The organism is Corallococcus sp. CA049B, from assembly GCF_003611685.1.
In the GTDB taxonomy this organism is placed as follows: domain Bacteria; phylum Myxococcota; class Myxococcia; order Myxococcales; family Myxococcaceae; genus Corallococcus; species Corallococcus coralloides.
Genome location: NZ_RAWC01000137.1, coordinates 1 through 24,284, shown reverse-complemented (window position 1 = coordinate 24,284; position 24,284 = coordinate 1). Strand labels below are relative to the sequence as shown.

At 67.7% G+C, this 24,284-nt stretch carries 25 protein-coding genes; 5 read left to right on the top strand and 20 right to left on the bottom strand.

The features are described from left to right. The coding region (locus D7W82_RS40630) for a hypothetical protein (protein ID WP_158617727.1) at positions 1-674 on the top strand (674 nt) is incomplete at its 5' end. A 13-nt stretch (positions 675-687) separates the two neighbouring features. On the opposite strand, the gene D7W82_RS25835 is transcribed toward D7W82_RS40630, so the two are convergent. The 6 genes from D7W82_RS25835 to D7W82_RS25820 form a co-directional block, all read right to left on the bottom strand. Further along, the gene (locus tag D7W82_RS25835) at positions 688-1,065 is read right to left on the bottom strand and encodes a DUF2019 domain-containing protein (RefSeq protein WP_120620901.1); all 378 of its coding nucleotides are present in this window, start codon (positions 1,063-1,065) and stop codon (positions 688-690) included. A gap of 37 nt (positions 1,066-1,102) precedes the next feature. After that, positions 1,103-1,267, bottom strand: coding sequence for a hypothetical protein (locus D7W82_RS42595; protein WP_158617726.1), 165 nt, complete (start codon positions 1,265-1,267; stop codon positions 1,103-1,105). Positions 1,268-1,459: 192 nt separating this feature from the next. Further along, the gene (locus D7W82_RS40170; RefSeq protein ID WP_147439534.1) at positions 1,460-2,566 is read right to left on the bottom strand and encodes a hypothetical protein; all 1,107 of its coding nucleotides are present in this window, start codon (positions 2,564-2,566) and stop codon (positions 1,460-1,462) included. A gap of 506 nt (positions 2,567-3,072) precedes the next feature. Continuing rightward, positions 3,073-4,143 (bottom strand): hypothetical protein, encoded by a 1,071-nt coding sequence (locus D7W82_RS40165; protein ID WP_147439533.1) that lies wholly within the window; start codon positions 4,141-4,143, stop codon positions 3,073-3,075. Positions 4,144-4,297: 154 nt separating this feature from the next. Beyond that, complete coding sequence (locus D7W82_RS25825; protein WP_120620899.1) at positions 4,298-5,209, bottom strand: DUF2381 family protein; 912 nt, start codon at positions 5,207-5,209, stop codon at positions 4,298-4,300. Positions 5,210-5,234: 25 nt separating this feature from the next. Next, positions 5,235-7,049: a serine/threonine-protein kinase gene (locus tag D7W82_RS25820; protein WP_120620898.1), complete on the bottom strand. Its 1,815-nt coding sequence runs from the start codon at positions 7,047-7,049 to the stop codon at positions 5,235-5,237. Between the two features lie 110 nt (positions 7,050-7,159). Here D7W82_RS25820 and D7W82_RS25815 point away from each other — a divergent pair, with 110 nt between their 5' ends. Beyond that, entirely contained in the window at positions 7,160-7,525 is a 366-nt protein-coding gene (locus D7W82_RS25815) for a helix-turn-helix domain-containing protein (protein WP_120620897.1), read from the top strand. A gap of 4 nt (positions 7,526-7,529) precedes the next feature. On the opposite strand, the gene D7W82_RS25810 is transcribed toward D7W82_RS25815, so the two are convergent. The 5 genes from D7W82_RS25810 to D7W82_RS25790 all read right to left on the bottom strand — a co-directional run bounded on the left by D7W82_RS25810 (position 7,530) and on the right by D7W82_RS25790 (position 11,708). Further along, on the bottom strand, positions 7,530-8,693 hold the full coding sequence (locus D7W82_RS25810; protein WP_120620896.1) for a serine/threonine-protein kinase: 1,164 nt from the start codon (positions 8,691-8,693) through the stop codon (positions 7,530-7,532). Positions 8,694-8,818: 125 nt separating this feature from the next. Then, a complete protein-coding gene (locus D7W82_RS42590) occupies positions 8,819-9,172 on the bottom strand; it encodes a DUF2019 domain-containing protein (protein ID WP_120620895.1) in 354 nt (117 codons plus the stop codon). A 4-nt stretch (positions 9,173-9,176) separates the two neighbouring features. After that, positions 9,177-9,527 carry a DUF2019 domain-containing protein gene (locus D7W82_RS25800; RefSeq protein ID WP_120620894.1) on the bottom strand — a complete coding sequence of 117 codons (351 nt, stop codon included), beginning with the start codon at positions 9,525-9,527 and terminating at the stop codon, positions 9,177-9,179. Next, positions 9,524-11,005: a hypothetical protein gene (locus D7W82_RS25795; RefSeq protein ID WP_147439532.1), complete on the bottom strand. Its 1,482-nt coding sequence runs from the start codon at positions 11,003-11,005 to the stop codon at positions 9,524-9,526. Before D7W82_RS25795 ends, D7W82_RS25800 begins: the two co-directional genes overlap by 4 nt. A gap of 145 nt (positions 11,006-11,150) precedes the next feature. Continuing rightward, positions 11,151-11,708 carry a helix-turn-helix domain-containing protein gene (locus D7W82_RS25790; protein WP_120620892.1) on the bottom strand — a complete coding sequence of 186 codons (558 nt, stop codon included), beginning with the start codon at positions 11,706-11,708 and terminating at the stop codon, positions 11,151-11,153. Between the two features lie 90 nt (positions 11,709-11,798). Here D7W82_RS25790 and D7W82_RS41775 point away from each other — a divergent pair, with 90 nt between their 5' ends. Then, a complete protein-coding gene (locus D7W82_RS41775) occupies positions 11,799-12,215 on the top strand; it encodes an SDR family NAD(P)-dependent oxidoreductase (protein WP_233587928.1) in 417 nt (138 codons plus the stop codon). Here D7W82_RS41775 and D7W82_RS25780 read toward each other — a convergent pair. The 5 genes from D7W82_RS25780 to D7W82_RS25760 form a co-directional block, all read right to left on the bottom strand. Then, positions 12,202-13,425 carry a zinc-dependent alcohol dehydrogenase gene (locus tag D7W82_RS25780; protein ID WP_120620891.1) on the bottom strand — a complete coding sequence of 408 codons (1,224 nt, stop codon included), beginning with the start codon at positions 13,423-13,425 and terminating at the stop codon, positions 12,202-12,204. The two genes, D7W82_RS41775 and D7W82_RS25780, sit on opposite strands and share 14 nt — an antisense overlap. 164 nt (positions 13,426-13,589) lie before the next feature. Beyond that, positions 13,590-15,110 carry a Ppx/GppA phosphatase family protein gene (locus D7W82_RS25775; protein WP_120620890.1) on the bottom strand — a complete coding sequence of 507 codons (1,521 nt, stop codon included), beginning with the start codon at positions 15,108-15,110 and terminating at the stop codon, positions 13,590-13,592. Between the two features lie 118 nt (positions 15,111-15,228). Then, positions 15,229-15,816: a hypothetical protein gene (locus tag D7W82_RS25770; protein WP_120620889.1), complete on the bottom strand. Its 588-nt coding sequence runs from the start codon at positions 15,814-15,816 to the stop codon at positions 15,229-15,231. A gap of 86 nt (positions 15,817-15,902) precedes the next feature. Further along, complete coding sequence (locus tag D7W82_RS25765; protein ID WP_120620888.1) at positions 15,903-16,841, bottom strand: DUF3396 domain-containing protein; 939 nt, start codon at positions 16,839-16,841, stop codon at positions 15,903-15,905. Next, positions 16,838-17,644: a hypothetical protein gene (locus tag D7W82_RS25760; RefSeq protein WP_147439531.1), complete on the bottom strand. Its 807-nt coding sequence runs from the start codon at positions 17,642-17,644 to the stop codon at positions 16,838-16,840. The genes D7W82_RS25765 and D7W82_RS25760 overlap by 4 nt, the downstream gene beginning before the upstream one ends. Before the next feature lie 235 nt (positions 17,645-17,879). Here D7W82_RS25760 and D7W82_RS25755 point away from each other — a divergent pair, with 235 nt between their 5' ends. Next, positions 17,880-18,893 carry a serine/threonine-protein kinase gene (locus D7W82_RS25755; RefSeq protein ID WP_233587930.1) on the top strand — a complete coding sequence of 338 codons (1,014 nt, stop codon included), beginning with the start codon at positions 17,880-17,882 and terminating at the stop codon, positions 18,891-18,893. Positions 18,894-18,908: 15 nt separating this feature from the next. On the opposite strand, the gene queF is transcribed toward D7W82_RS25755, so the two are convergent. Further along, positions 18,909-19,274: a preQ(1) synthase gene (gene queF / locus D7W82_RS25750; protein ID WP_120620885.1), complete on the bottom strand. Its 366-nt coding sequence runs from the start codon at positions 19,272-19,274 to the stop codon at positions 18,909-18,911. 193 nt (positions 19,275-19,467) lie between these two features. Between queF and D7W82_RS25745 the strand changes: the two genes are divergently transcribed. Continuing rightward, entirely contained in the window at positions 19,468-21,372 is a 1,905-nt protein-coding gene (locus tag D7W82_RS25745) for an ATP-binding protein (protein WP_120620884.1), read from the top strand. Here the strand turns inward: D7W82_RS25745 and D7W82_RS25740 are convergent. The 3 genes from D7W82_RS25740 to D7W82_RS25730 form a co-directional block, all read right to left on the bottom strand. Continuing rightward, positions 21,359-22,099 carry a carbohydrate deacetylase gene (locus D7W82_RS25740; RefSeq protein ID WP_304988745.1) on the bottom strand — a complete coding sequence of 247 codons (741 nt, stop codon included), beginning with the start codon at positions 22,097-22,099 and terminating at the stop codon, positions 21,359-21,361. The genes D7W82_RS25745 and D7W82_RS25740 overlap by 14 nt on opposite strands. Positions 22,100-22,132: 33 nt before the next feature. Continuing rightward, a complete protein-coding gene (locus D7W82_RS25735; protein WP_120620882.1) occupies positions 22,133-23,149 on the bottom strand; it encodes a PHB depolymerase family esterase in 1,017 nt (338 codons plus the stop codon). Positions 23,150-23,158: 9 nt separating this feature from the next. Continuing rightward, positions 23,159-24,284, bottom strand: a 1,126-nt coding sequence (locus D7W82_RS25730; RefSeq protein WP_233587927.1) for a tetratricopeptide repeat protein, incomplete at its 5' end; no start/stop codon positions are given.

Here is a 24,284-nt window from a genome sequence, read left to right as displayed (position 1 = left end):
GGGTGCAGGGGCGGGTGCAGGAGTTCTTCCTGGGGGATGGAGCGCCACCGCAGCAGCGCGGGCAGGTGGAGCTGGGCACGGGGCTGGAGTGGACGCGTCAGGGCGATGAGACGCGCTTCGAGCTGCCAGTGCGCGGCGAGTACGGCCTGAGCGACCGTGTGCAGTTGGAAGCAAAGGTGGCGCTGACGACGCCGGAGGATCCGCGCGGGTTGGACACGGCGGAGGCGGGCATCGGCCTGGCGCTGATCAATGACAGCCGGCGGGGCTTCACGTTGAGCATGGGCATGGACCTGGAAGCCACGCGCGACCTCACGGACGACCGCTTCCGCCCGGGCTTCGAACCGTACCTGCTGGCGTATCAGGACGTGGGGCCGGTGGGCTTCAACCTCCAATTGAAGGCGGAGGAGCTGCCCGGGGTGCGCGGGTTGGGGAGCGAATTCCATCCGGACTTCGCGGCCGGAGCGGTGCTGGCATTGGGGCCGCTGCGGCCCATGGTGGAGGCAGGCTGGAGGGACGAAGACGGTACGTCCACCCTGCTCCTGTCACCGGGGCTGCTGGCGCGCCCGCTGAAGTCCCTGGAGTTCGGAGTGGCGGTGCCCTGGAGGCTCCACGCAGGGGGAGCCCGGGACGTGGGCGTGATGGGGATGCTGACGTGGCAGGGCGGTGGGGCGTAGCGGGTGGCCTGGCTCAATCCTCCATGAACTTCAGGTTTCCGGCCCTCCACTCGCTGAGGGTCATCTCGGCGTCGAGTCTCACCACGCCCGCAGGGCCCTGGGACAGCCGCTCCAGTTCCGCCTCCGCGAGCATGGGAGTGAATTCCAGGGCATGGGATGCGGCCCAGAGACGAACGCGAGGATTGCTGTCCTGAAGCAGTCCCGTCAGGGCCGAACGTCCGGCCTCTCCCCGAGTGCGCAGCTCCCGCCATGTGGCCGTGAGCCTGGCGTACTGAGTATTGGCAGACCGGTGCCTGCCTTCGACGGACGCCTGTCCGTGCAGCTCCGCAGCCTTCGCGAAGGCTGCCACCAGTTCATGAATGGAAGCCTGCTTCAACGTTTCATGTTTCATGGAGTGACCCCGAAGTGACGGAGGGTCTTCACAGCTCCTAACAAATGCCAGGACAGTGGCGGCGAAGAGGCATGAGGCCGCAGGCGAAGACGTCGAAGTGGAGTTCGTCCCTGCCTTCGTCGCGGATACGAAGGTGGCGCAGCGGTTTCTTCCACGCCAGCGTGAGCTCCACGCCCCAGCGGTAGCGTCCCAGCCGCTCCATGGACCCGAACAACCTGCGCCGCCCGGTAGTCCCTCCGAAGGCGTCCCACCTTCTTCTCGGGCCCGGTCGGAGGCGGCAGGGTGGCAGGGTCACCACGCGCTGTCAGAAAGCGTCGGGGGCGAACTCGCGGGCCGTGCGCACCAAGCCAGAGACGGCCCTTTGTCGCTGCCCAGTCTCCGGTCGGCGCTTTCGTTATGTGCTGTGAAGGTGGCTTGTCGCATCGTCGACTGGCCCAGGTGCGCTTTGCGCATTGATGAGAATGCCAGGTGTCGGCGTGGGCAGCAGTTCTGCAATGGCTGCACATGCGCAGACGACGTCAACCACGACATCAGGCCGTTCGACGCCGGTTCGGATCGGCAGGGCCACATACGGAGAGCCTTGCTGCTCGAAGACCCTTCGCGGCGTCGCTCTCGAAAGAGTGGACAAGTAAGGCTGTGCTGCAGCGGGGAGGCTGAGCCAGAAAGGCGTCGGGAACCAGGAGGCACATGCAGATGTGTCAAAATATAGTCCGACGTTCATTCCTTTCATCTTGAGAACTTTTTGCCCCGTCCAGCCTCCCCCATGAGAAAGGCGACCCTCTGCAATGGCGATGTCCTTCACGCGAAGGGTCTCGATTATGTCGGGAATTAGTTCACTCATCTGTGCGACGCGCCGCCACAAGCCTGATGTCAGTTCATCGGTAGTGAGAGGCAGAAACCCTTCGTCGTTCATCCTGCGACAGAGTCCGCGTACCTGCTCGACGTCGCTCAATGTTGCGGTGTCTCCGAATTGGTTCAATGCATCAACGAGCGATGCGATGACTGTCTCCCATGTTGTCAGTGCGAGAGTGACTGTTGAATGCGATGAAACTGCTACGCTTGATCCTCGACTGGTGCCGACTCCCAAAGATGTCGATAAACTGAGTGCTTCGTTCCGAACCCGCCGTTCAAGCTCGCGCCAGACAAACTCAGCTCGTACTGTTGGTACGATGAACAGTAGACTTCCTCCGTCTTTAAGTCGCCTTAAGTATGAGACTGGTTGATGAGGCGTCAGGCCTGCCCAGAATTTTGCTTCTAGGAGAAGTCGTTCGGTTCCGTCTGCCGTACGTCCGACGATGTCGGGTATGCCGGTGCCATCGACAGCGGCTTGGCTACTGAAGTCAAGTGCTTCAGAAATGGGATTCCCGAGCGACGATGCGAGCCTCAGCAGTGTGCTGCGAGCGGGGGCGCTCTTTTGAAGCACGAACGTTAGCGCCTCCGTTGCGATGTTCTCTGGATGAGGCGCGAGACGAGTAGCGAGATACCCAAGCAGATCGGCCATACCTACCTATGGTAGCGCAGGCGCTGATAGCGTCTATCGAAAGTGCAGTCCGGCTGGGTCAGCAGCAAGGGCCGTCTCTGGCTTGGTGCGCACGGCCCGCGAGTTCGCCCCCGACGCTTTCTGACAGCGCGTGGTGACCCTGCCGCCTCCGACCGGGCCCGAGAAGAAGGTGGGACGCCTTCGGAGGGACTATCGGGCGGCGCAGGTTGTTCGGGTCCATGGAGCGGCTGGGACGCTACCGCTGGGGCGTGGAGCTCACGCTGGCGTGGAAGAAACCGCCGCGCCACCTTCGTATCCGCGGCCAAGGCAGGGGCGAACTCGACTTCGACGTCCTCGCCCTCGGCTGCAGCCTCATGCTCCTTCATCGCCTCTGTCTTCTATTTGTTGGGTGCTATTGGGTTTCTAGTGTCCCTTTGCCTGCACAGCTTGCTTCTTTCATGGATGTGCATGTTGGGGGCGATGTAGTGCGGCGCGCTAGGGCATGCGTTTGCTCAGGCCTCTCCTGATTAGAAGCTGACCTGCAGCACCGCCTCGATCGCCGGGATGAGTTCGGATTTGCCGAGCGTCTGCCCAATGAATCCGGGTTCCAAGCTATCCCCAAAATGGAACGTTCGGCTCTCATCTTTCGGGTGGGAAACGCCTGCGAAGTACACCTCATCAAGATAACGATGAAAGAGCCGCTGCGTTTCGGCCGATTGTCCCTTCCAATGCGCGGTCTTTTGCAGGTCGTGAAAAATCAGTTTCGAGACCTCCCGCCTGTTCAGTGCTGGAATTCCGCCGAAGCAGTACCGATTCCCGACCTTGGAACGGAGCAGATTCTCCGCCCACTTAGCGTTGTCTACCTCGAACAGCCAGACGTCGGGAACGCCGTGTATGATTTTGAGCATGAGATAGTCAGCCCGCCGGTCGTATTTGCCACTTAGCTTTGTGTGGAAGAGGCTGGTAGAGCGGAGCCGCCCTCCGGTGCCGGATGCCGTGCCCCAAGCAAAAATCACCACTCCGAATCGGACAAAATAGACCCAACTTGGGCGTTTGCTGCTGGATCGAAATGCAAGCCAGTCATTCCAGGTGCGAATTTGCGTGTGGCGCACGCATTGCTCAGTCAGGAGTTTGCGCGCGGATTCGACTTCCATTGCGGCAGGGGGTGACGGTGCGCGATGTTGGTCTGCGTGTTTCTGTTTGGTTGTCTGGGGCGGAACCTGATGCAGTGTGGCTGTGTGTTGCGGGTTCGCGTCATGGTTGTAAAAGCTCGTTGCAGCCAAGCGCTCGGACTTGAGGCGCACGCAGCGCTTTCTTGCGCTCGAATTGGTTTGGTCGATTTCAAAGACTGTGCTGGTTGATGGGTTCTTGCGATAGAGTTCAGTGAAGACCAGGATTGCCTCGCGTCGGGCGTCTGAGTGGAGGTTGAATTTTCCAGTTAGAGCGCTTCTTGATGAGTCTGCGTCTTCAATGAAGAAGGTTAGGCTGTAGCCAAGTTTAGGCTCCGAAGTCTTCGCCAGCCATTCATCGAGCTCGCGATAGAGTTCAGGGACGGTGCGGGCACGGCCGGCGTGGAGATTGCGGTATGTTAGAGTCATTGGATTTATAAATATCCCACTTCCGGAGGAGACGGCTGTGTGTTTAAGAGAGTTGATTAATCATTCATTGGGGCGCGGTCGAGCCCAGTGATTGAGCGAGCCACAGGAGGATGCGTCTCTTTCTGAACCGGCTTGCGCAGTTGGAATGCTGTAACTATGGGAATACTACATTCCCCAACGTGACGGTGCGTGGTCCGTCCTCCCAGAGCGTGAGGGCGTACGGTCCCTGAATCCCCGCTTCTGGTGCTTCAGCCTCGATCACAATGCGCCTGAGTTCAGCCATGGGAATGGGCTGCTCCTGCCAGACCCGGAGCACTTTCAGCTCCGCTCCAGACTTGCTCCGAAGGATTGCTCCCTTCGCGCTCCAGGGTTGATCCCCCGCCTTCGTTGCCAGGTGGACCGCTACGGCAATTTCCTTCTTGGCGCGATAGGTGACGACGAAGGTCGCCGCAAGGGCATTCCCGGACGATTGAAGCACGTCCTTGGCGACCAGCCGTGCGGCGATACCAGACTCGTCCAAAGTGCCTGTGGCGAGGAGACCCGTCAACCCTCCAGGCGCGTCATGCTCGGCCCTCAATCGCGAGTTCTCCTGCTGGCAGTGCATCAACTCCGAACGAATCTCGGTGGCTTCCTGCTGATAGGTCTCGATCGTCCGCTTCGCACGATAGATCTCGATGAGGGGGTCCGCCTTCGCGGGGTGCACTCGCAGAAAGAAGGATGCGCTCAGCGGTGCTGCACCATCCTTGAATCGTACGAAGAGGCGGAATCTCTCGCCTGGCATCACGCGTGAGGAGGGAACCAGGCGGAGGGTGGCCTGCCCTACATCCACCAAGGTGAATCGCTCCCGACCTTCCAGTTCAATGCCATCGCGCATCAGGTCCGAGTCGAAATAGAGGCCCGTGGAGAGTCCTGCGCTGACCACGATTTCGAAGACGGCAGGACTCCCCTCGGGACGCAGTTCGATGCGCCGCGCGCCCTGAATGGAGGCAGAGAACTCGGACTGGGCGGACGCTGCCGCACTGGTGAAGACGAGCCCCAGGAGGACGACGATGGATGAAGAATGCACTCGGCGGTGTCTCCAGGCAGTCCTGCTACTCGAACTCACGCACCGCTTTCACACGCGCGATCGTGTAGATCCGGGCGCTTGATGGCGAATCATCCCCAGGCTCTCGCGCCATGCCCCGGTCTCCCTCATCCGCGAGCACTTCCATGCATATGGGGAAGCTGTCCCCTTTGCGTGTCGTCGCCCAGGTCAGGCGCCCATAGACGCGATCCCGGACAATGAGCCGTCCGGACAGTTCCGTATTGCTCGGCAGGTCCCCCCAGGGGCCGGCCAGGATCAATTGGATGGGCCCTTCGCGCACCGCGATGACATGTGGCCGCGCAACGACGAAGAGGGCCTCGTGCCTGTCCCCCATGTCGAGTTTCCTCGCCTCCATGGCCTTCACTGCTCCCACCGGACAAGGCTCGGGAGGCGGAGGCGGACGCACCTGCGGACCGGGACATCCCAGCAACGCAGTGCAGGTGGCCATGCCCGCCGCACGGGTCATGGCACTCCGGACCTTCTTCGCGGGCTTCGAGGAGGGTGGAAGGGCGGGAGTCTCTGGCGTCTGCGTCGTCACGGTGGCGGCAACCTCCTGGAGCGTCGCGGGAAGTGCGACGGCCGCGGCGATGGCCTCTGTCCCGTTGGGAGCCGCAGCCTGGTCAGATTGAGTCGACTTGTCCGTGGGCGCTACTTCCTGACGAAGCGGGTCCGTTCCTGAAAGTCCCGCAGCCCCGCGCAGCAGCAGCGCCCCCGCGGTGATCAACACCAGGGCCGCCACCACCACCGCCCATGCGCGCAAGGAATGTCGTGGCTTCGCCGTCGTCTCCGGCGGCGTGGCGCCGGCTGGCGTCGGTGGAACCTCCGGTGGCGCGCGCACGCCCCGCCGGGGCCGGTGCCTTGGCCGGTTCCGCCACTTCTCGAAGCTGTCCAGCTCGCTCTCCGTCGTCGCGGTGTCTTCTCCGAACGCATCGCACAGGGGCACGTCCCACGCCGCGTCCGCGCTTCGCAGGACCTCTTCCAACGCGGCCACGACCGCCAGGGCGCTCGGTGTGCGCGCCTCGGGCGTCTTCTCCAGCAGCCGCAGGCACACGTCGCTCAACGCATGCGGCACGCGCTCGTTGACTTCATGCGGTGGCGCGGGCGTCTGGGTGAGCACGGCTTCGATGAAGCTCGGGTCGTCCTCGCCATCGAAAGGCCTGCGACCCGTCAGCAGCCAGTAGCAGACGACGCCCAGCGCCCAGAGGTCATCCGCCGCGCCCGCCTCATAGCGGGCCCCGAGCACCCGGGCATGCTGCCGGAAGTACCTCCACGCTTCGGGCGCGCGGTACTCCGGCGTCCCGGGCGGGAGGATGTCCGCGGTCAAATCACGTGCGCCGGTGTAGTCGCCAATGCCGAAGTCCACCAGCTTGGCCGGGCCGTCCGCGGCGCGCACCATGATGTTGGCCTCCTTCACGTCCCGGTGCAGCACCCCCGCCGCGTGTGTCGCGGCGAGCGCTCGCGCCACGTCCAGCAGCACCTGCGTCACCTGCCGCGCGGAGGGGTTCTCCTCGTCGGCCCAGACGTCCAACCTGCGCCCGTCCACGTACTCCATCACGATGACCGCGAAGCGCGGCTCGCCTGAGGGCCACAGCCCATAACCCTGGAGGCCCACGACGTGGGGGTGGTGAAGCTTCAGGAGGATGGAGACCTCACGTTCCACCCGCTCGCCGGCACGAGGCAGGTGCAGCAGCTTCAGGGCGAACGGCTGTCCTGCGTTGCGCGCGAGATACACCGTGCCGAAGCCGCCCTGTCCCAGCTGGCGCTCCACCGTGTAGCCCAGCACCTCCGCCCCGGGGACCAGGATGGCGGGTGGTGGCCTCATGGCGTCCTCACTCCGGGCTTTCGCATGCGGCTTCCTCACGGTGGGTTCCGCACCTCATCCTGCGGGCGAGGGCCCCGAAGTGGCCATCTCGGATACGCTGCGCGCCCTCCATGAACGAAGAACTCGGCATCACCATTGGCATGGCGGCGCGCGCCGCCCGCGAGCACCTGGGACTGACGCAGGCCGAAGTCGCCGAGCGCATTGGACTGGTGCACCCCGTCTACAGCCGCCTGGAGCGCGGCAAGATGCTGCCCAGCGTCCCGTCCCTCTATCGCCTCTGCCAGGAGCTGCGCGTCTCCCCTGAGACACTGTTGGGCCTGACTCCTTCGGGCGAGGTGCGCAAGGGAGCGAAGAAGCAGCTGCCCCGAGAAGAAGGCGATGCGCCGGACCTGCGGCGCCTGCTGCACCTCGCGCGCAAGATGGACGCGGAGAAGCTGGATGCACTCCTCCATGTCGCCTCCGCCCTGACGCGTTGACGCGCTACTCTTCCGCCGGGCCTTCCTCTTCCATTCCTTCCTCGAAGAGACCGCCCTCGCCAAACTCCACCACGTCCCGGAGCGCGCGGCCGTCCGCCAGCAACCGAGCCACTTCGTCGGCGGCCTCCTGGCGTCCGTAGCCCGGGTGCCGTCTGGCCAGGGCCGAGCGCAGGGCATCGCGCAGGTCCGCCGCGGTGGCGAACCGTTCTTCAGGCTCGGAGCGCAGGGCCCTGTGCAGCAGTTGCTGCACATCCGGTGAGAGCGGTCCCACCGCCGCCTCGACCTCCGTCGGGCCGAAGCAGGCCAGCAACACCCGCATCTGCGTCAGTGGCAGGGAAGGGAGGAATTCGACCTGCAACGGGCGCAGCCCCTCGGGCCGCCGGGGCACGTCCTGCACGTCGAAGAGATGCTTGCTGGTGAAGAGCTCCACCAGCAATACGCCCAGGCTGAAGACGTCCGAGCGTGGCGTCAGTGTCTGTCGCTCCAGGTACTCGGGAGAGGCGTAGGCCACGTCGCCCCGGACGAGGCTCGCGGGCGACTCCTCGCGGCCGATGACCACCGAATAGGCCGCTCCGAAGTTCACGAGCTTCACCTCGCCGTGGGTCCCCACGTAGACGTGCCGGGGGTTCACGTCGCGGTGGATGATTCCCAGGGGCTTGCCCTCGTCATCCGTCAGCGTGTGCGCATGGTGCAGCGCTTCGGCCAGCTCCGCTCCCACGTAGAGAGCGAAGGACTCGGAGACGGGCTGGCCGCGCGCCACACTCGCGCTCACCAGGGTCTCCAACGAAGGCCCGTCGACGTACTCCATCACCACGTGCAGCGAGTCCTGGTGCACCTTGCGGTGGAACACCTGGGCAATGGCGGGGTGACGGAGCCGAAAGGCCAGTTGGATCTCCGCTCCCAGCCGTGTACGGCGCGGCGTGGTGGAGGGATTGGCCAGCCGCCGCACGAAGCAGAGCCCGGGCAGGGTATCCCCCCGCTCAGGAAACCGGCGGGCAAGCATCAGCACCTCGCCTGTCTGCATGCGCACCAGCTCGCGAATGGCCTCGTAGCGGACGCCATCGATGGCGAAGAGGGGCCAGGGCCGGTGGGGCGTGGGCGGCAGGGGATGGCGGAACGGTGCGGCCCGGGAGCGCGCCGGCTCGCTGTCAGGTGAGGGCGTGGGCATGAACTCCTCGGGGCTAGGTCTGGTGCGGTGGCTCCATCCGGAAGTCTGGACATGTGGAACCTTAAAAGTCCATGAAATTTGGACTTTTAAGGTTCTGTCGGGAGTGGTGTGGAGGGCGGCCTGGCTCAGTCTTGCGTGAACTGCAGGTTTCCAGCCCGCCACTCACTGAGCGTCATCTCCGCGTCGAGTCTCACCACCCCAACAGGGCGCTGGGCCAACCGCTCCAGTTCCGCCTCCGCGAGCGCGGGAGCGAACTCCAGGACATGAGATGCGGCCCAGAGACGAACGCGAGGATTGCTGTCATGCAGCAGTCCCGTCAGGACCGAACGTCCATCCTCTCCCTGTGCTCGTAGCTCCCGCCAAGCGGCGATGAGCCTGGCGTACTGCACGGTGGCGGAGTTGTGATCGCCGTCGATAGAGGCGCGTCCGTGCAGCTCCGCTGCTTCCGCATGGGTTCGAACGAGTGAGTGCTGAGCCATTTTCTCAAGCAGGATCCAGGGACCAGGTTCCTTCTTCCCAGCGCTTCAGCGCCTGCTGCGCCCCGAATGAGAACAGCCCCTTGCCCTTCGCAGCTTCTTCAAGTACCGCCCGAGCCTCCGCGGTCTTATAGCGAAGCAGGCAAGTCGCGGCGGTGGTTCGAACATCCACCCGAGGATGCGTCAGGAGCACCGCCAATGCTTCGCGCCCAGGATCCCCCAAGGCACGTAACTTGTTGAATGCTGCGATGTATCGGTCCGCGTGCTTGTTTCCGGTTTTCGCGTCGCCTCTCCCGATGGCGTCCGTTTGAGCGGCCACGTTCTGTGCGAACTCCTCGACCGTCTCTTCGGTTGTCATGGCAAGGTCCCATTCTTTGCGTAGTCGACCATTCGCAAGCCGAACTCTCTCTGCGCAGCATATGGCTGAGCACTCAACCACTGTCGCACAGTGAGGCTGTTCGAGCCTGTCATCTGAAGGCTCTTCGAGGAATAGAAGGCACTCACCAAGCTATGTAGCTCCTTGTCGAGCGGGATGACGTTCTCCGTGTTGTGGAGCGCTTGTGGCCCGAAGCGCGCCACGTTCCCATCCGTCTGCTCCACGATGTGGTGCCACTCCTTTCCATTTCCCGCCGGCCCCATGGCCCGCTTGAACGACTTGAAGGACGAATAGCCCTTGGGCCCGCCTGGAGGTGAGCCTCCTGCGCTCAAGTCATCGACTCGCTGAAGGATGATGGCCGCACCGGGAGCGCTGCTCAACACCGCCGCCGTGCGCCCCACGGGGACCGAGATGCGCTCCAGCACCAGAGCGCCCTCCGCAGACAGCGACAGCACCGGCACCGTGGCATCGATACCCGACGCCAGCCCCTTCAGTGTCCGCGTCGTCGCCGACGCCGCGCCCCAGATGGCAACGAGGCTCGTCGTCAGCCGGGCCGTCTCGCGGATCTGCTCGCCGGCCGTCATGTACTGGAAACGCTCCCAGTACTCGGGCGAAGACGCGATAAGGGCTACGATGCCTGCGGGAAGATTGCGCAGTCCCGTGATGCTGTCCGCAGGGCGGGAAAGGACCTGTCCCAAGGCGTGGTACAGCTCTACGAAGGCGTCCTCCGCGCCATCCAGCGAGCGGCTGACGACGTCCGCGTCGTCATAAACCTCGGCGAGCGGCCGTGAATCCGACGCCCGGAGCTGCGCATCGACCGGACGGAAGACGCCGCCCTTGCCGCTGTAGAAACGTCCCAACTCGAAGGTGCCCGCGCGGAAGGCCCCGTTCCTCCACTCGATGGGCGCGACCTTCTGCTGTGTGCGTCCATTGAGCGCCCACGCGAGGTATCCATCGGGTCGCAGCACCGCCACCTGCTCGCGGACGAAGCGCGTCACTCGCCGCGCCAGATCCTCTCGGGAGACCTCGCCGTGCTCCAGTACTTCGCGCAGCAGGAAGCCCGCCGCCATGCGAGGCGGGAAGGTGCCGAGCGTTACCGGCTTCTCCATCAGCCGGCCCAGCACCTCTACTGCGTCGTCTGGCGTGAAGGGATTGCGGCGCAGGGGCAGTTCGTCCACGTCCTCCATCCCGGCGCGAACCAGCAACTTCTCGAAGGCGTCCACGTCCAGCAGGCCCATCTCCAAGGCCTGCCGCGAGACCTTTCCGGGAGGTGTGAGGACGACCGTCCCCACCGGCATGCGAATGGGGCGACGCCGGTGGAGTCGTTGACTGCCTTCCTCCTCGTCGGACGCGTCCGATGCATGCGAGGCGCTTTGCCGGAAGGCTCGTGAACTGCCTCTCGTGGAGGAAGTCTCCACGCCCGCGCAGCCCACAAACAGAAAGGCCGCGAACAGCGCCACGACACTTACGCGCATCATCTATCTCCGGGGCGCCCACCTGGGAGGGGGGAATGCCCTGAATGCTCCCACCCTGGTCCGACATGACGTCGGCATCGAAGAGCGACAGCCGGGGGCTGCTGTGTCGCGGCTTCAGGCAAGGTCACTCTCACAGTGACGGCGCAAGCAGCACGACGGAGTAGCCCACCGCCGTGCGCGCTCCGGGGTTCTCGTAGGAGTGCTTCTGGTCGCCCCGGAAGACGACGACGTCTCCGGCCTCCAGCACGAAGCGCTCCCCGCTGGCCACCAGCGCCAGCGTCCCAGTCTCACAGGCCAGGTACTCACGAGTGCCCGGCGTGTGGGGCACCCCAGTGATGCGCGCCTTGGGCGGCAGCTCCATCCGGTCGAACTCCATGCCCGGCAGCGGATCCGGCAGGAGCTTGCGCAGGAAGGCCGCGCCTCGCTGCTTCGTCGGCAGGCTGTCTTTCCGGTAGCGCCGGGCGCTCGCCTTGGGCCGGGCCAGCAGCTCCTCCAGTGACACCTGCAACGCCCCCGCCACCCGGTGCAGCACCGACAGCGTGGGGTTCGCCGCGCCAGACTCCAGATGTGCCCAGGTGGCCCGGGGCACGCCCGCCAGCTTCGCCAACTGCACCTGCGTGGCACCTCGCGTCTCTCGCAGCGTCCTCAGGTTTCGCGCCAGCCTGCCCGGAAGGTCCTCTTCGCTCATGCGCTGGCATTCTGCCAACGCATTGGCGCCCGTGCCATCTCGTCGGCACCCCGCCGCTGTCCATGCCTCAAGGAGAGACATGCCATGGACATGCGCAATCAAGCAGTGCTGGTGACGGGCGCGAGCCGGGGACTGGGCCGGGCCCTGATGGAAGCCTTTGCCCGGCGGGGCGCCCGGGCGGTGGGCGTGGCTCGCGACGCGAAGGCGCTGGAGGCGGCGGTGGCGCCCCTGAAGGCGCGGGGGCTGGCGGTGCACGGGCTCGCCTTCGACGTGGGGGACAAGCAGGCCATCTACCCGCTGGTCGGCGCCGCCTCGGGCTCGTGGAGGCCCGCGATACGGCCTCCGGCCAGCGCTTCGAGGCCGCGAGATGGGAGGCCGCATGAACGCCGCACGCTGGCCCCGGGAAGCCCCCGACACCGCGAGGCTCCCGCATGCGGGCTCCCTGGGGCACGAGTCCGGCGACACGTGCCTCATCCTGGACTCATGACGCGCGTCACTGGAGCGTGACGCCAGGCTCCAGCTCCACCTTCACCCAGCCCGGCTTTCGCAGGTCGAAGTTGCGGTACGCGTCGATGGCGGAGGCCATGGACTTCACGTGGCTCAGGATGGCCGTGGGGTCCACCGTGCCGGAGCGCACCAGCTCCAGCAGCTTGGGGATGTACTTGCGGTGGTTGCAGTTGCCCATGCGCAGCGTGAGGTTCTTGTTCATCGCCTCGCCAATGGGGAACGCGGTCATCGTCTGCGGGTACACGCCGATGATGGACAGCGTGCCCGCCTTGGCCAGTGACTGCACCGCCCACTGCGCGGCCTGCGACGGCGCGTCGCCGGGCACCCAGTTGTCACCGTCCGGCTTCTGCTTGGGCGCGACCTGCTCCACCTCGCGCTTGAACTCGGGCTTCTCCGCCTTGGCCTTCTTGGCTGCCGGGCCGTGGTGCGCGTGCTGCGCGTCCACGCCCACCGCGTCGATGGCGCGGTCCACGCCGATGCCCGCCGTGAAGCGCTTGAGCGTCTCCACCGGATCCTCTTCCTCGAAGTTGATGACCTCCGCGCCCTGGGCCCTCGCGAGCGCCAGCCGGTCCTCGTGGCTGTCGATGGCGAAGACGCGGCCCGCGCCCAGCAATCTCGCGCTCACGATGGCGAACAGGCCCACCGGGCCGCAGCCGAACACCGCCACGGTGTCACCCGGTTTGATCTCCGCCATCTCCGCCCCGAAGTAGCCCGTCGGGAAGATGTCGGAGACCAGGATGGCCTGGTCGTCGGTGACGCCTTCGGGCACCTTCACCATGGTGACCGCCGCATGCGGGATGCGCGCCTTCTCCGCCTGCATGCCGTCGAAGGGACCCGTCATCTCCGGCCCGCCGAAGAAGGCGGTGCCCGCGGCGGGACCGTTCGGGTTCGCGTCGTTGCATTGGGCGTAGTAGCCCGCGCGGCAGTACGAGCAGTTGCCGCACCCGATGGTGGAGCAGATGACCACGCGGTCGCCCACGTTGAAGTTGCGCACGTCCCTGCCCAGCTCCTCGATGACGCCCACGCCTTCGTGGCCGAGGATGGTGCCGGGCTTCATGCCGGGCATGGTGCCGCGGATCATGTGCAGGTCCGTGCCGCAGATGGCGCTGGCGGTCAGCCGGATGATGGCGTCCGTGGGCTCCTTCAGCTTCGGCTCCGGGACGTCGTCCAGCCGGATGTCCCCGATGCCATGGAAAACGACTGCCTTCATGGTCCGCTCCTTGCCCCGCCAGGGCCTCGAAAGACGTGAAGGCCCGCGGCGCCTTCGCGAAGGCATACGGGACCCGTTCGTCTGGACTCTGGGCACGGCGGTGGGGCCGGGCAGGACCGGCGCCGCGCTCCCCCTGTTGGAGAGCGGGCGGGGAGGCAGTGGCCCTAGCGTCCCGTCGAGTGGACCTGGAAGGCGAGCCGCTTGCCGAACACCTTGCGGAAGGGCGCGACCTCGCGCTCGCCGTTCCACAGCTCCAGGTCGAGGGGGTGGCGGGCGTGCAGGTGCAGCGTCACCGCCTCGCGGCCGTCCGTCACCTTGAAGTCGCGGATGGGCTGGTGGTGGCTGTGATCCAACGCGTTCGCCAGGCGCAGCAGCGTGGCCAGCTTGCGCACGCGCCGCGCTTCGGACGGGGTGAGCCCGGCCATGCCGGAGTGGGACAGCTCCGGCGGAGATCGCCGGTGGTAGCGGGCGACGCGCGCGATGATTTCACGCTCGCGGTCCGCCAGGCCCGGGATGTCCGCGTTGTGGATGAGGTAGTACGTGTGGCGGTGGTGGCGCTCGTAGCTGACCGCCGTGCCGATGTCGTGCAGCAGCGCGGCGACCTCCAGGTGCGGGCGCACGGACAGGGGCAGCTGGTGCAGCGAGGCCAGGCCGTCGAAGAGGGCCAGGGACAGGCGGGCGACCTGGCGGGCGTGCTTCTCGTCGAAGCGGAAGCGCTGTCCCATGACGATGGCCGCGTCCGCGAGGCTGTGGTCCTCGCGCGTCTCGTCCTGACGGTAGAGCAGGTCCACCAGCAGGCCGTCGCGCAGGCCGCGGTTGACGACGCTGACGGACTCCACGCCCAGGTGGCGCGCGACGCCCTCCAGGATGACGGCGCCGGAGACGATGATGTCCGCGCGGCGCGGGTCGAAGCGCTTGCGGCGGCGCTCCGGCGGCATCTTCGCCAGGGCCTCCACGGTCTGGGTGAGCTGTCGCACGGTGGCATTGCCTCCGTTCTCCGCGGCGGCGAAGCCGACCACGGCGCCAATGGTGCCGGACGAGCCCAGCGCCACGCGGGGCAGGGCGGGGAGCTTCTCCGGGAGCGTCTTGTGGAGGGTCTCCTCCACGAAGCTGCGCATCAGCCGCAGCTGCTTGGGCGTCACGGCGCGCGCGGTGTCGAACACCTCCGTGAGGCGCACGGAGCCCAGGGAGAGGCTCCAGAGCTCGTCGGGCTTCTCGCCGGTGGCGATGGCCACCTCCGTGCTGCCTCCGCCGATGTCCACGAGGAGCGAGCGGGTGTTGGACGGCTTCCGGTGCAGCACGCCCAGGCAGATGAGGCGGGCCTCCTCCTTGCCGCTGACGACCTCCAGCTCCAGGCCCGCCTCCTCGTGCACGCGGCGCACGATGTCCTGCTGGTTGCGGGCCTCGCGCAGCGCGCTGGTGGCGACGGCGCGCACCTGGGCCTTGTGACGGCGGCAGAGCGCGGCGTAGCGGCGTAGCGTGGACAGGAGGCGGTCGGCGGTCTCCGGGGGCATCTCGCCGGTGGTGAAGACGCCCTCTCCGGGGCGGATGGGGTCTCGCTCCTGGTGGAGGGTTTCAAGCGAGCCCTCGGCGTCCGGGCGGGCCAGCTCCAGGCGCACGGCGTTGGTGCCCACATCGATGGCGGCGAGGACGGGAGTCGGGGAGGGGCGTGCGGGAGGGGCCATGGGCTCGCGGACGAAACGCCTGGAGGGGCACGGTCCTTCCGGGCCGTGTCCCTCCAGGTGGGGGCGGTTTCTAGCGTAGCCGTGTGACAGCCGTGTGGCGTTGGTGAAGATGGAGGTTTCAGGGCGGGGAGGCGCCTTCGGGGGCGGCGGCGCCTTCGGCGCGGATGCGGCGGGAGCGTTCCTGCAGGTCGCGCCAGTTGGCCTCGTACTGATCGCGGGCCGTCTTCCAGGCATGTCCGTGCGCGTGGCGCAGGTTCTTGAGCAGCTCGCCGGAGGTCTTCAGGCCGCGCGTGAGGAAGTCGAGCTCCTCGCGGGTGAGCAGCGAGTCCTCAGCCCGGGTGCGCTGGTGGGCGGCGATCCATCCGTCCATCTGCGCGCCCAGCGCCTTCAGCTCGGCTTCGCGCTGGCGGCGGTAGCCTTCGCGGAGTCCTTCCCAGTGGGTGCTTGCGCGGTCCAGGTGCTCGCGGAAGCGGCCGCGGGTCTTCTCCGCGCCAGCCTTGACGCGCTCCCAGTCGCGCTCGTCCGCGCGGCGGAGCGCCTGGAGCTCACGGTTGACGTCGTCGCTGAAGGCGCGGGCGCCGGTGAGGACATCGAGGGAGTCCTCACTGTCGGCCAGGTCCGCCTGGGCTTCGATTTCGCGGAAGCGAGCGGTCGCCTCGCGCTGCTCGGCCTCCATCTTCTGGATGTATGCGTCCCGTTCCGTCATGGCGTTCTCCCAGGCACGTTGAATGGAAGAAGCATGGGAACGCCCGCGGGGCGGTGCAGGGCGGAGGGGGACGGGAGGCGGAGCGCTCAGTCGAGGAAGCGGCGCTGCCAGCGGCGCGTCATGGTGAAGAAGTCAGAGTCCTCTGCCCCGGCCTCCTGGTAGAGCCATGGTTCGAGCACGCGCGCGAGCTCCCGGTAGGCAGGCAAGGTCTGTCCCTGCTCGGTGTCGCCGGCTTCGGGCCACGGGCCCAGCGTGACGACAGCCCGGTCCGGACCCAGTGGCTGCACGGTGGTGTCCGGCGAGTGCAGCCGGGAGCGCAGCCCTTCCACTCCGCCCAGTTCATGGAGGACCGGTGGACCCAGGAAGTTCATCCAGGCCGGGGCGCGCACGCGGGTGCCCAGGTCCCGGGCCACATCGTCCAGGTTGGGCACATCCATGGCCGGATGGCGGGAACTCAGTGCCTTCACCTCATCGCGGACGACAGATGCCAGGGGCTCGCCATTGAATGAAAGGCCCGCCTGGCCCGAGCTGAAGGGAAGGGCGCTGGCAAGCTCAATCGCCAGTGCTCGGAAGCACTCGGGCCCCTGGGCTTCCAGGAACTCCGTGGGAAAGGTCAGTCGCAGTGCGCTGACCGCGTTCGGCCAATGGAGGTCTTCGGGGGGACGGTCGAGCGCGTACCCCACGTAATGGAACTTGTACCGATGGCTTTCAGAGTAAGGGTCAGAGGTGGTGGCGGCACCCAGCAATTGAAGATGGCTGACATCTCCGTCGTGAATCCGCTGGTGGATGAGCTGCCAACCCTCCGTGTCGATTGTCTGCCATTGGCCGTCGAGGTCTCCATAAAAGCCCAGGGCGTCCTTCCCAATGGCCTCCCGATACAGGTCGAGCGCTCGCTGTATCCGAGGCTTCAATGCGTTGTGCGCGTGCGGCATGAAGAGACACAACTGAAGGCAGTCGTTCACGGCGAGAAAGTCTGGCCCGAAGTCATCTCTGATGTAGATCCGGACGCGGGGCAGGTTTTTCATTCGAGGACTCCCCACCTGGGAATGACGCGAAGCACCTGGCCAGGGGCTAGATTGAAGGCGTCCATATAGGTGTTTTTCTGTGTCGGTTCAGTGGGCGAAGGGTTCTTTGAAAGGGGCCGCCACCCGGGCGCGCCCTTCGTAGCGGCATTCGAACAGAAGAACTTGAAATCGTAGACCGCGCTGACCCGGATGAGGTCACCGGAGTGAATGACAACGTCCGGTGAGACCGTCCCCTTCAGCTCGTACAGGAAGCGGGGTTGCTTGAGCAGTTCGACCTCTTCGTTACTCAAGGGCGTGAAGGTGCCGGTGCGTTGAGCAGGTCGGTAGGTCGGCTCGATGCTGAAGCGCCCTGGAATCACGGCCTCCAGGCCCTCTGCGGCGCACGCCAGCGCCACGGCGTGCATCTGTTCCCCCAGCCAGATGGCGCGGGACACGGTCTCGCCTCGAGCATTGCGAACCAGTTCGTTGCACTGCTCGACCGTAGGGTCCTTCCCATCGTGGTACCGGAGCATCACCTCCGACCGTGCATCCTCCGCGCATTTCTTCAGCACGGACTCCACTGCCCGTTTCGCCTCCGCGTCCAGGGCCAGCTTCGCCCCCGCCATCAGCGTGGCCACCTGCGCCGCGCGTGGGACGGGCATCACCGACTCCGGCCCGGTGCACAGCGCCGGCTGGGTCCGGCAGGTGTTCGACACCGAGTCCATGCCCTGCTGCGCATACGTGCGCGGACGTTGCCCCGCGCAGCCGCCCAGCCCCACCGCCACGAACACCCACAGCCAATCCGTCCGGCGTCCCAGTCCCATGTCCCCATCCTGCCAGTCCCCGCGCCACAGGTAGGCCCCCTGGCGTGAGACAGCGACACCGCGCCTTTCCATCACACCTGTGCGAATCCACCTCGCCAGGGAGGGCCCATCGACGCATGAGACGTGAATCGATACCCTGCGACCCGTGACCGTCGCCGCCGCAGAGAAGAGTGAGAGGATCCGTCACCGCAAGATTGGCGCCTGCCGCGTGCTCGGCGAGCTGGGCCGCGGCGGCATGGCGTTGGTGTATCGCGGCCTGCATGAGCTGCTTCAGCGAGAGGTCGCCATCAAGGAGCTGCTCCCCGAAGGCCAGCGCGACCAGGAGGCCCTGTCCCGCTTCCGCCGGGAGGCGCTGGCGCTCGCCGCCTTCCGCCACCAGAACATCGTCACGCTCTATGACCTGGTGGAGAAGAACGACAGCCTCTTCATGGTCATGGAGTACGTGGACGGCCCCACGCTCCACGGCCTCATCAAGGACGGCCCGCTGCCCCCGGACGTCGCCGCCGTCATCGGCGCGCGCATCGCCAGCGCGCTGGACCACGCGCACTTCCGCCGCATCATCCACCGCGACCTGAAGCCCGCGAACGTCATGCTCACCAAGTCCGGTGAGGTGAAGCTCATGGACTTCGGCATCGCCAAGGACGTCAGCCTCGAAGCCCTCACCCAGCAGGGCATGGCCGTGGGCACGCCGTCGTACATGTCCCCGGAGCAGGTGACGGGCGCGCCCATCGACGCGCGAACCGACATCTTCTCCCTGGGCGTGCTCCTCTACGAGGCCCTCTCCGGCACCCGCCCCTTCGTGGGCAAGACGGCCGGCGAGGTCTTCGCCCGCATCCGCGACGGCAAGTTCACGCCGCTCCAGAAGGTGGCCCCGAACGTGCCGCCACCGCTCGCGCGCATCGTGAAGCGCGCGCTGTCGGTGAAGCCGGAGGCCCGCTTCCCGGATGCCGCGGCCATGCGCCGCGAGCTGGACCTGTTCCTCGCCCACGAGGTGCGCGTGTCCCACCCCGCGCTGCTCGTGGCCTTCCTGCGCTACCGCGAGAAGCTCACGGAGACGGAGGCCCTGGCCCACCTCACCCAGCAGGAGCTGGGCGTGCTGGACGTCTTCGCCACGAAGAAGCCCTCGCGCGCGCCGGGCAAGCTCAAGTGGGTGCTGGCCGCGCTCACCGCCAGCATCGCGGCGGCGGGCACCGGCCTCTACCTGTCCCAGTCCCAGTGGGCGCCGCTCCTGGAGCAGCTCACCCGCTGAAGCGGCACGGCAGGCTCAGGCCTGCTGCTTCTTGTCGTGCGTGACGGTGACGATGGTCCCGATGCCGCCGCGCACGAAGAAGTCGCCCACCACCGTGAGCTTGCGCGGCTGGATGGCCTTGATGATGTCGTCCGCGATGGTGTTGGTCACCTTCTCGTGGAAGGCGCCCTCATTGCGGTAGGACCACATGTACATCTTCAGGCTCTTGAGCTCCACGCACAGCTGATCCGGCACGTACTTGATGGTGAAGCGCGCGAAGTCCGGCTGGCCCGTCAGCGGGCACAGGCAGGTGAACTCCGGCACGTCGAAGGCGATCTCGTAGTCGCGATCCGCGGCGGGGTTGGGGAAGGTCTGGATTTCCTTGGACGGCTGAGAGGGCATGCGCTGTCGTGTAGCACACGTTCGGCGCGTGTCACCGCCCTCCACGACGTCGCCTCCCTGGCTGCCCGGCCCCGGCTCTGTTCGGGGCCCAACGTGCCGCGACCCTCCGGGACAGGAGAACGTCCGGGGGTGGTTGGCGATCATGCTCGGGGATTCCTATCTCCCTCCGGCGACCCCTGCTTCGCCCCCTTCCATGCTGCCACCCAATGACGTCGAGGATGTCCTCTCGTGCCTGCCCCAAGCGCTCCTGCGCGTGGGTCCTGACTTGCGCGTCCAATGGTGCGAGGAGGGCTTCGCGGCCAAGACGGGCGTGACGCTCTCCCCGGGCAGTACCCTGCTGGAGGCCCTGGAGCCCGGCCGCAGCCTGGACGCCCTGGAGCGCGCCATCCGCGAGCAGCGGGCGCACTCCGGCCACGCCATCACCCGCACGCTCCGGCAGGTGCGTGTGCAGGTGAAGCCCACCCACACGAACGGCACGGCCGGGGCGTGGCTGGTGGTGGAGCCGTCCGGCGTGGACGACGAGGGCGCGTTTTCACAGGCCGTGCGGGAGATTGCCCGCGCGGTGGGTGAGTCGCTGGAGGTGGACCGCGTCTGCTCGGCCGCCGTGGTGTCGTTGGTGCGGTGTGCCCAGGTGCGGCGCGCGGAGGTGTTCCTCTACGAGGAGGACGACGCGACGCTCAAGCGCATGGCGGTGTCGGACCTGGAGGGCCTGGACGCGCCGCAGGACGCGTTCGACCCGTCCGAGGACCCCTACCGTCAGGCCCTGGCCCTGCGCCAGCCTCAGCTGGGCATCCAGCGCGGCTACGGCGACGCGGTGGGCTCCGTGTTCGCGGCGGTGCCGCTGTGCGCGCCGCGCCGCACGGTGGGGCTGCTGCTCATCTACAAGGAACAGGGCGCGTCCTTCTCCGTGCGCGAATTGGAGATGTGGAGCGCCGCGGCCAGCCAGCTGGCGGTGGCGGTGGAGAACGCGCGGCTCCTGCGGGAGGCCCAGTCCGCCCTGCGCGTGCGCGAGGAGTTCATGTCCATCGCGTCGCACGAGCTGAAGACGCCGCTCACGCCGCTGAAGCTGGGCCTGTACTCCATGGAGCGCCGCATCGCCGCGGGGCAGCCGGTGGCGCTCGCGAGCGTGCTCAAGTCCAAGCGGCAGGTGGACCGGCTCGCGGGGCTGGTGGAGGACCTGCTGGACGCAAGCCGCCTGGAGCTGGGCCGGCTGGCGCTGGACTCGTCTCCGCTGGAGGTGGGGCAGCTGGTGGCGGAGGTGGTGGACCACTTCCGGCACGCCTTCGAGCGCCCCTTCACGGTGGACGTGCCGCACGACGGCGTCTGGGTCCTGGGCGATAGAGACAGGCTGGAGCAGGTGCTGGTGAACCTGCTGGAGAACGCGCACAAGTACAGCCCGGCGGGGGCGCCCATCGCGGTGCGGGTGGGGCGCACGGGCGAGTCCGCGCGCATCCAGGTGCAGGACCACGGCATCGGGATTCCGGGCGCGGATCAGGCGCTGGTGTTCCAGCGCTTCTACCGGGCGCGCAACGTGTCGCACCGCAACTTCGGCGGGCTGGGGCTGGGCCTGTTCATCAGCCACTCCATCGTGAAGATGCACGGCGGCGCGCTGGCGCTCCGCAGCCGCGAGGGCGAAGGCTCCACGTTCCTCCTGGACCTGCCGCGCATGCCCGCGCACGAGGTGCGCAGGCTGCCCCGGCGCGTGCTGGTGCTGGACGAGGACTCGAACCAGGAGGCCACGGCGGAGCGCACCCTGCGGGCGGAGGGCTTCGAGGTCTTCACCGTGCAGAGCGGCGCGGAGGCCCTGCGCAAGGCGACGCACCTGCCGGTGGACCTCGTCGTCCTGTCCACGAGCGCCACGCAGTCCGCGGTGGGCAGCTTCCTGGAGACCTTCGCCACGCTGCCCCGCGCGAGGCCGGTCCCCATCTTGCTGGCGGGGGATGCGCGGCCGTGGTGGGCGCAGGAGAACGCCGCGCTGTGTCCCCGGCCGTACCGCCCGGAGGAGCTGCTCGCGGGCGTGCGCACCGTGCTGACGCGAGAGAAGCGCCGGACGCAGCCGCCGGTGGAGTCGGAGCTTCCGCTCGTCACGCCCGCGTGAGTGGGGCCTCGCGCAGGACGCGATAGTCCGTGGGGCGCACTCCCGCTTGTTCCAAGGCGTCACGCGAGCGGGCGTCCACGAAGGTGGTGCGCTCCACCTCGCGCTGCGCGGCGTAGCGGGTGGTGACGAGCTCGGGCAGGTGGCCGGGGTGACACATCCACTCCGTGACGCCTTCCGCGGGCAGCGCCGCCAGGGCCTGGGCGAAGCGCTCCGGCGTCCAGTACGCCGTCGCGCCGGACTCGCCCACGAAGTGATGATTCGTGGCCACGCCCCGGGCCCTCAGCGCGCCGCGCATGTCCGCGTCGATGGAGCGCACCGGCAGGCCCGCGCGCCTCGCGACGCGTGACAGTCCCTCCAGGACCTGGGGATGCCGGTGCAGGTGCTTGTGCACGTCCAGGTGCGTGGCGGCCTGGCCCAGCAGCCGCTCCAGCCGCTCCAGCTGCGCGAGCGCCTCCGCCTCCACCACGTCCGCGGGGAGCCCGTCCACGCGGCTGCCGTCGAGGCTTCCATCGACGGTGCGCCACTCCCGTGGGAAGCCTTGGTCCACGGGCGCGCCCCGGTCCAGGTTCAGGTGCAACCCGATGGCGAGCCCCCGGGCCTGCCTCGCGGCGGACTCGGAGTCCGGTGCGTTCACCAGCAGGGTGGCGGAGGAGACGACGCCCTCGCGCAGTGCCTGGAGGATGCCCCGGGTGATGCCCGGGTCGTAGCCCAGGTCATCGGCGTTGATGATGAGGGCGCGGGGCGGCGTGGCCTGCCTCCTTCAAGGGCGGGGACGCGCCTGGAAGAAGCGCCACATCTGGAGGGTCGCGTCCAGGTCCGTCGTGCCTCCATTGTAGAGGGGCTGGCCGGGCCACGCATGCTTGCCGCCGGTGACGGTGCACAGGCTCGCGGTGGCGCTCTCCGGCTGGCAGCCCGTATACGCCACACAGGTGCTGTTGCCCTGCTGATACGTCTGCTGCTGGGGGCCGGTGCAGCCGTTGAACTCCGCGAAGCGGCGCACGGACTCCGGGGCGGACGGGTAGGGCTTGCCGCCGAGGACGTTGCTGCCTCCGTCGTAGAAGATGGTCTCGTCGGCGCTGCCGTGGAAATGGAGCACGGGGACGGGACGCGACGGGCGGCAGTCCGTCACGCCCTCCATGCCCGACACGGGCGCGATGGCGGCGATGCGCTGCGCGCGCTCACAGGCCAGCCGGTAGGAGAAGAAACCCCCGTTGGAGAAGCCGTTGGCGAAGACGCGGCGCGGGTCGGTGCAGACACGCGTGTCCAGGTCCGCGAGCAGCGCGTCCACGAAGCCCACGTCGTCCACGTTGCCAAGCTGCGCCGGGCCACAGCACGCCTCGCCGTTCCAGCCCCGCGTGTCCGGTTCGCCCCGGCCGTAGACCTCCGGGAAGTTGAGGCCGCGCGGGTATACGGCGATGAAGCCCTCCGCGTCCGCCAGCGTGGAGAAGCCGGTCAGCTGCTCCTGCTCCTGCTCGGTGGAGCCGAAGCCGTGGAAGCTGAGCACGACGGGCGTGGGCTTCGTGGCGTCGTAGCCGGTGGGGACGTGGACGCGGAAGGCGCGGGTGTGGCCGCCGTGCTCGACGGTCCAGTCGTAGGTGCCGGGCGTCACGGTCAGGCCCGAGCAGGCCGTGCGGTCCGCGGGGGCCACGTCCCCGGCCGGGGTGCCCGGAAGCTCCGTGTCGTCATCGGGCGGAGTGCCGGAGTCGTCCGTGGAGCCGCACGCGGTGGCGGTCAGCAGCAGGCTGGACGCGGCGAGGGCGAGGAAGCGAAGGCGCATGGAGGAATGCTAGTTCCCGGTCCCGCACTCCGCCGCGAGCGCCTGCGCCCGGTCCGGGAACCTTTCCGCCAGCGTACGTTTCACCTCGGCCACCCGGGCGGTGTCGCCTTCATGGGCGTGCAGTTGGCAACGCGCGGTGAGGGCGCGGGGGTCGTCCGGGGCCAGACGCTCGGCCTCCCGGTACTCGCGCTCGGCGCCGCGCAGGTCGCCCTGCCGGAAGAGGACGGCCCCCAGGTAGGAGTGGGCCACCGCGAGCGTGGGGGCCTTGCGCTGCGCGCGCTTGAGCAGGGCGACGGCGTCGTCCAGCTTCTCCTGGCGGAAGCGCACGAAGCCCAGCTCCGCCAGGGACTCGGCGTCGTCGTGCTGGCGCGTCCAGGCGGACAGCACGGTGGCGGCCTCGTCCAGCCGGCCTCCCTGGGACAGGAGCTGGCCATAGCGGGGCGCGACCTTCGCGGAGCCCGGCGCCTGCGCATACGCCTTCGCGAGCGCGGTCAGCGCGCCCGGCACGTCACCCTGGAGGGCCCGCAGGTCGGCCAGGGCCAGCGGCGCGCGGACGTCCTTGGGGGCCAGGGCGGTGGCCTCGTCGATGGCGCGCTCCGCGCGCTTGCCCATGCGCAGCTCGGTGGCGGCGCGCGCGGCGAGCAGGTGCGCCTCCGCCTCCTTCGGGAAGCGCGAGGTGTACGCCTCCGCCAGCGCCAGGGCCTGCGGGTGGGCGCCCGCGTCGAGCAGCAGCGTGCCCGCCCGAGCCAGCTCCCTGGCCGTGGCGCGCACGTCCTTGCCCAGCCCGTCCAGCGCGGACACCTTCGCCTCCGCCGTGGTGGCGGCTTCGGCGGCGGCGATCCTCGCGGGGGGCGGCACGTCCGGGCGCCGCAGGTACCACGTGGCCCCCGCGCCCAGTCCGCCCAGCGCGAGCACGCCCGCGACGATGGCCAGGGCCCGGCGTGACCGGGGAGCGCCACGCGACGCCGGAGTGTGAGCACCTGCCGGAGCGCGTCCCTTGCTCCCGGACGCCGAGGCACCCACGCCATGTGCGGCGCCCTCCGCGGGGTGGCCCGAGGTCGAGACAGGAATCTCCGCCGTCACGGGCCGGGTCGCACCGCGAATCGACACGGTGTGGGTTCCCAGGGGCGGGAGG

Coding starts and splice junctions, on each gene's coding strand:
- D7W82_RS25780 (WP_120620891.1), bottom strand. CDS start 13,425: ATGAAGGCAGTCGTTTTCCATGGCATCGGGGACATCCGGCTGGACGAC.
- D7W82_RS25745 (WP_120620884.1), top strand. CDS start 19,468: ATGCTGCCACCCAATGACGTCGAGGATGTCCTCTCGTGCCTGCCCCAA.
- D7W82_RS25820 (WP_120620898.1), bottom strand. CDS start 7,049: ATGAGGCCACCACCCGCCATCCTGGTCCCCGGGGCGGAGGTGCTGGGC.
- D7W82_RS25755 (WP_233587930.1), top strand. CDS start 17,880: ATGGCGTTGGTGTATCGCGGCCTGCATGAGCTGCTTCAGCGAGAGGTC.
- D7W82_RS42590 (WP_120620895.1), bottom strand. CDS start 9,172: ATGGCTCAGCACTCACTCGTTCGAACCCATGCGGAAGCAGCGGAGCTG.
- queF (WP_120620885.1), bottom strand. CDS start 19,274: ATGCCCTCTCAGCCGTCCAAGGAAATCCAGACCTTCCCCAACCCCGCC.
- D7W82_RS25815 (WP_120620897.1), top strand. CDS start 7,160: ATGAACGAAGAACTCGGCATCACCATTGGCATGGCGGCGCGCGCCGCC.
- D7W82_RS25810 (WP_120620896.1), bottom strand. CDS start 8,693: ATGCCCACGCCCTCACCTGACAGCGAGCCGGCGCGCTCCCGGGCCGCA.
- D7W82_RS40165 (WP_147439533.1), bottom strand. CDS start 4,143: ATGACTCTAACATACCGCAATCTCCACGCCGGCCGTGCCCGCACCGTC.
- D7W82_RS25775 (WP_120620890.1), bottom strand. CDS start 15,110: ATGGCCCCTCCCGCACGCCCCTCCCCGACTCCCGTCCTCGCCGCCATC.
- D7W82_RS25835 (WP_120620901.1), bottom strand. CDS start 1,065: ATGAAACATGAAACGTTGAAGCAGGCTTCCATTCATGAACTGGTGGCA.
- D7W82_RS25760 (WP_147439531.1), bottom strand. CDS start 17,644: ATGGGACTGGGACGCCGGACGGATTGGCTGTGGGTGTTCGTGGCGGTG.
- D7W82_RS42595 (WP_158617726.1), bottom strand. CDS start 1,267: ATGGAGCGGCTGGGACGCTACCGCTGGGGCGTGGAGCTCACGCTGGCG.
- D7W82_RS25800 (WP_120620894.1), bottom strand. CDS start 9,527: ATGACAACCGAAGAGACGGTCGAGGAGTTCGCACAGAACGTGGCCGCT.
- D7W82_RS25790 (WP_120620892.1), bottom strand. CDS start 11,708: ATGAGCGAAGAGGACCTTCCGGGCAGGCTGGCGCGAAACCTGAGGACG.
- D7W82_RS25765 (WP_120620888.1), bottom strand. CDS start 16,841: ATGAAAAACCTGCCCCGCGTCCGGATCTACATCAGAGATGACTTCGGG.
- D7W82_RS40170 (WP_147439534.1), bottom strand. CDS start 2,566: ATGGCCGATCTGCTTGGGTATCTCGCTACTCGTCTCGCGCCTCATCCA.
- D7W82_RS41775 (WP_233587928.1), top strand. CDS start 11,799: ATGCGCAATCAAGCAGTGCTGGTGACGGGCGCGAGCCGGGGACTGGGC.
- D7W82_RS25735 (WP_120620882.1), bottom strand. CDS start 23,149: ATGCGCCTTCGCTTCCTCGCCCTCGCCGCGTCCAGCCTGCTGCTGACC.
- D7W82_RS25770 (WP_120620889.1), bottom strand. CDS start 15,816: ATGACGGAACGGGACGCATACATCCAGAAGATGGAGGCCGAGCAGCGC.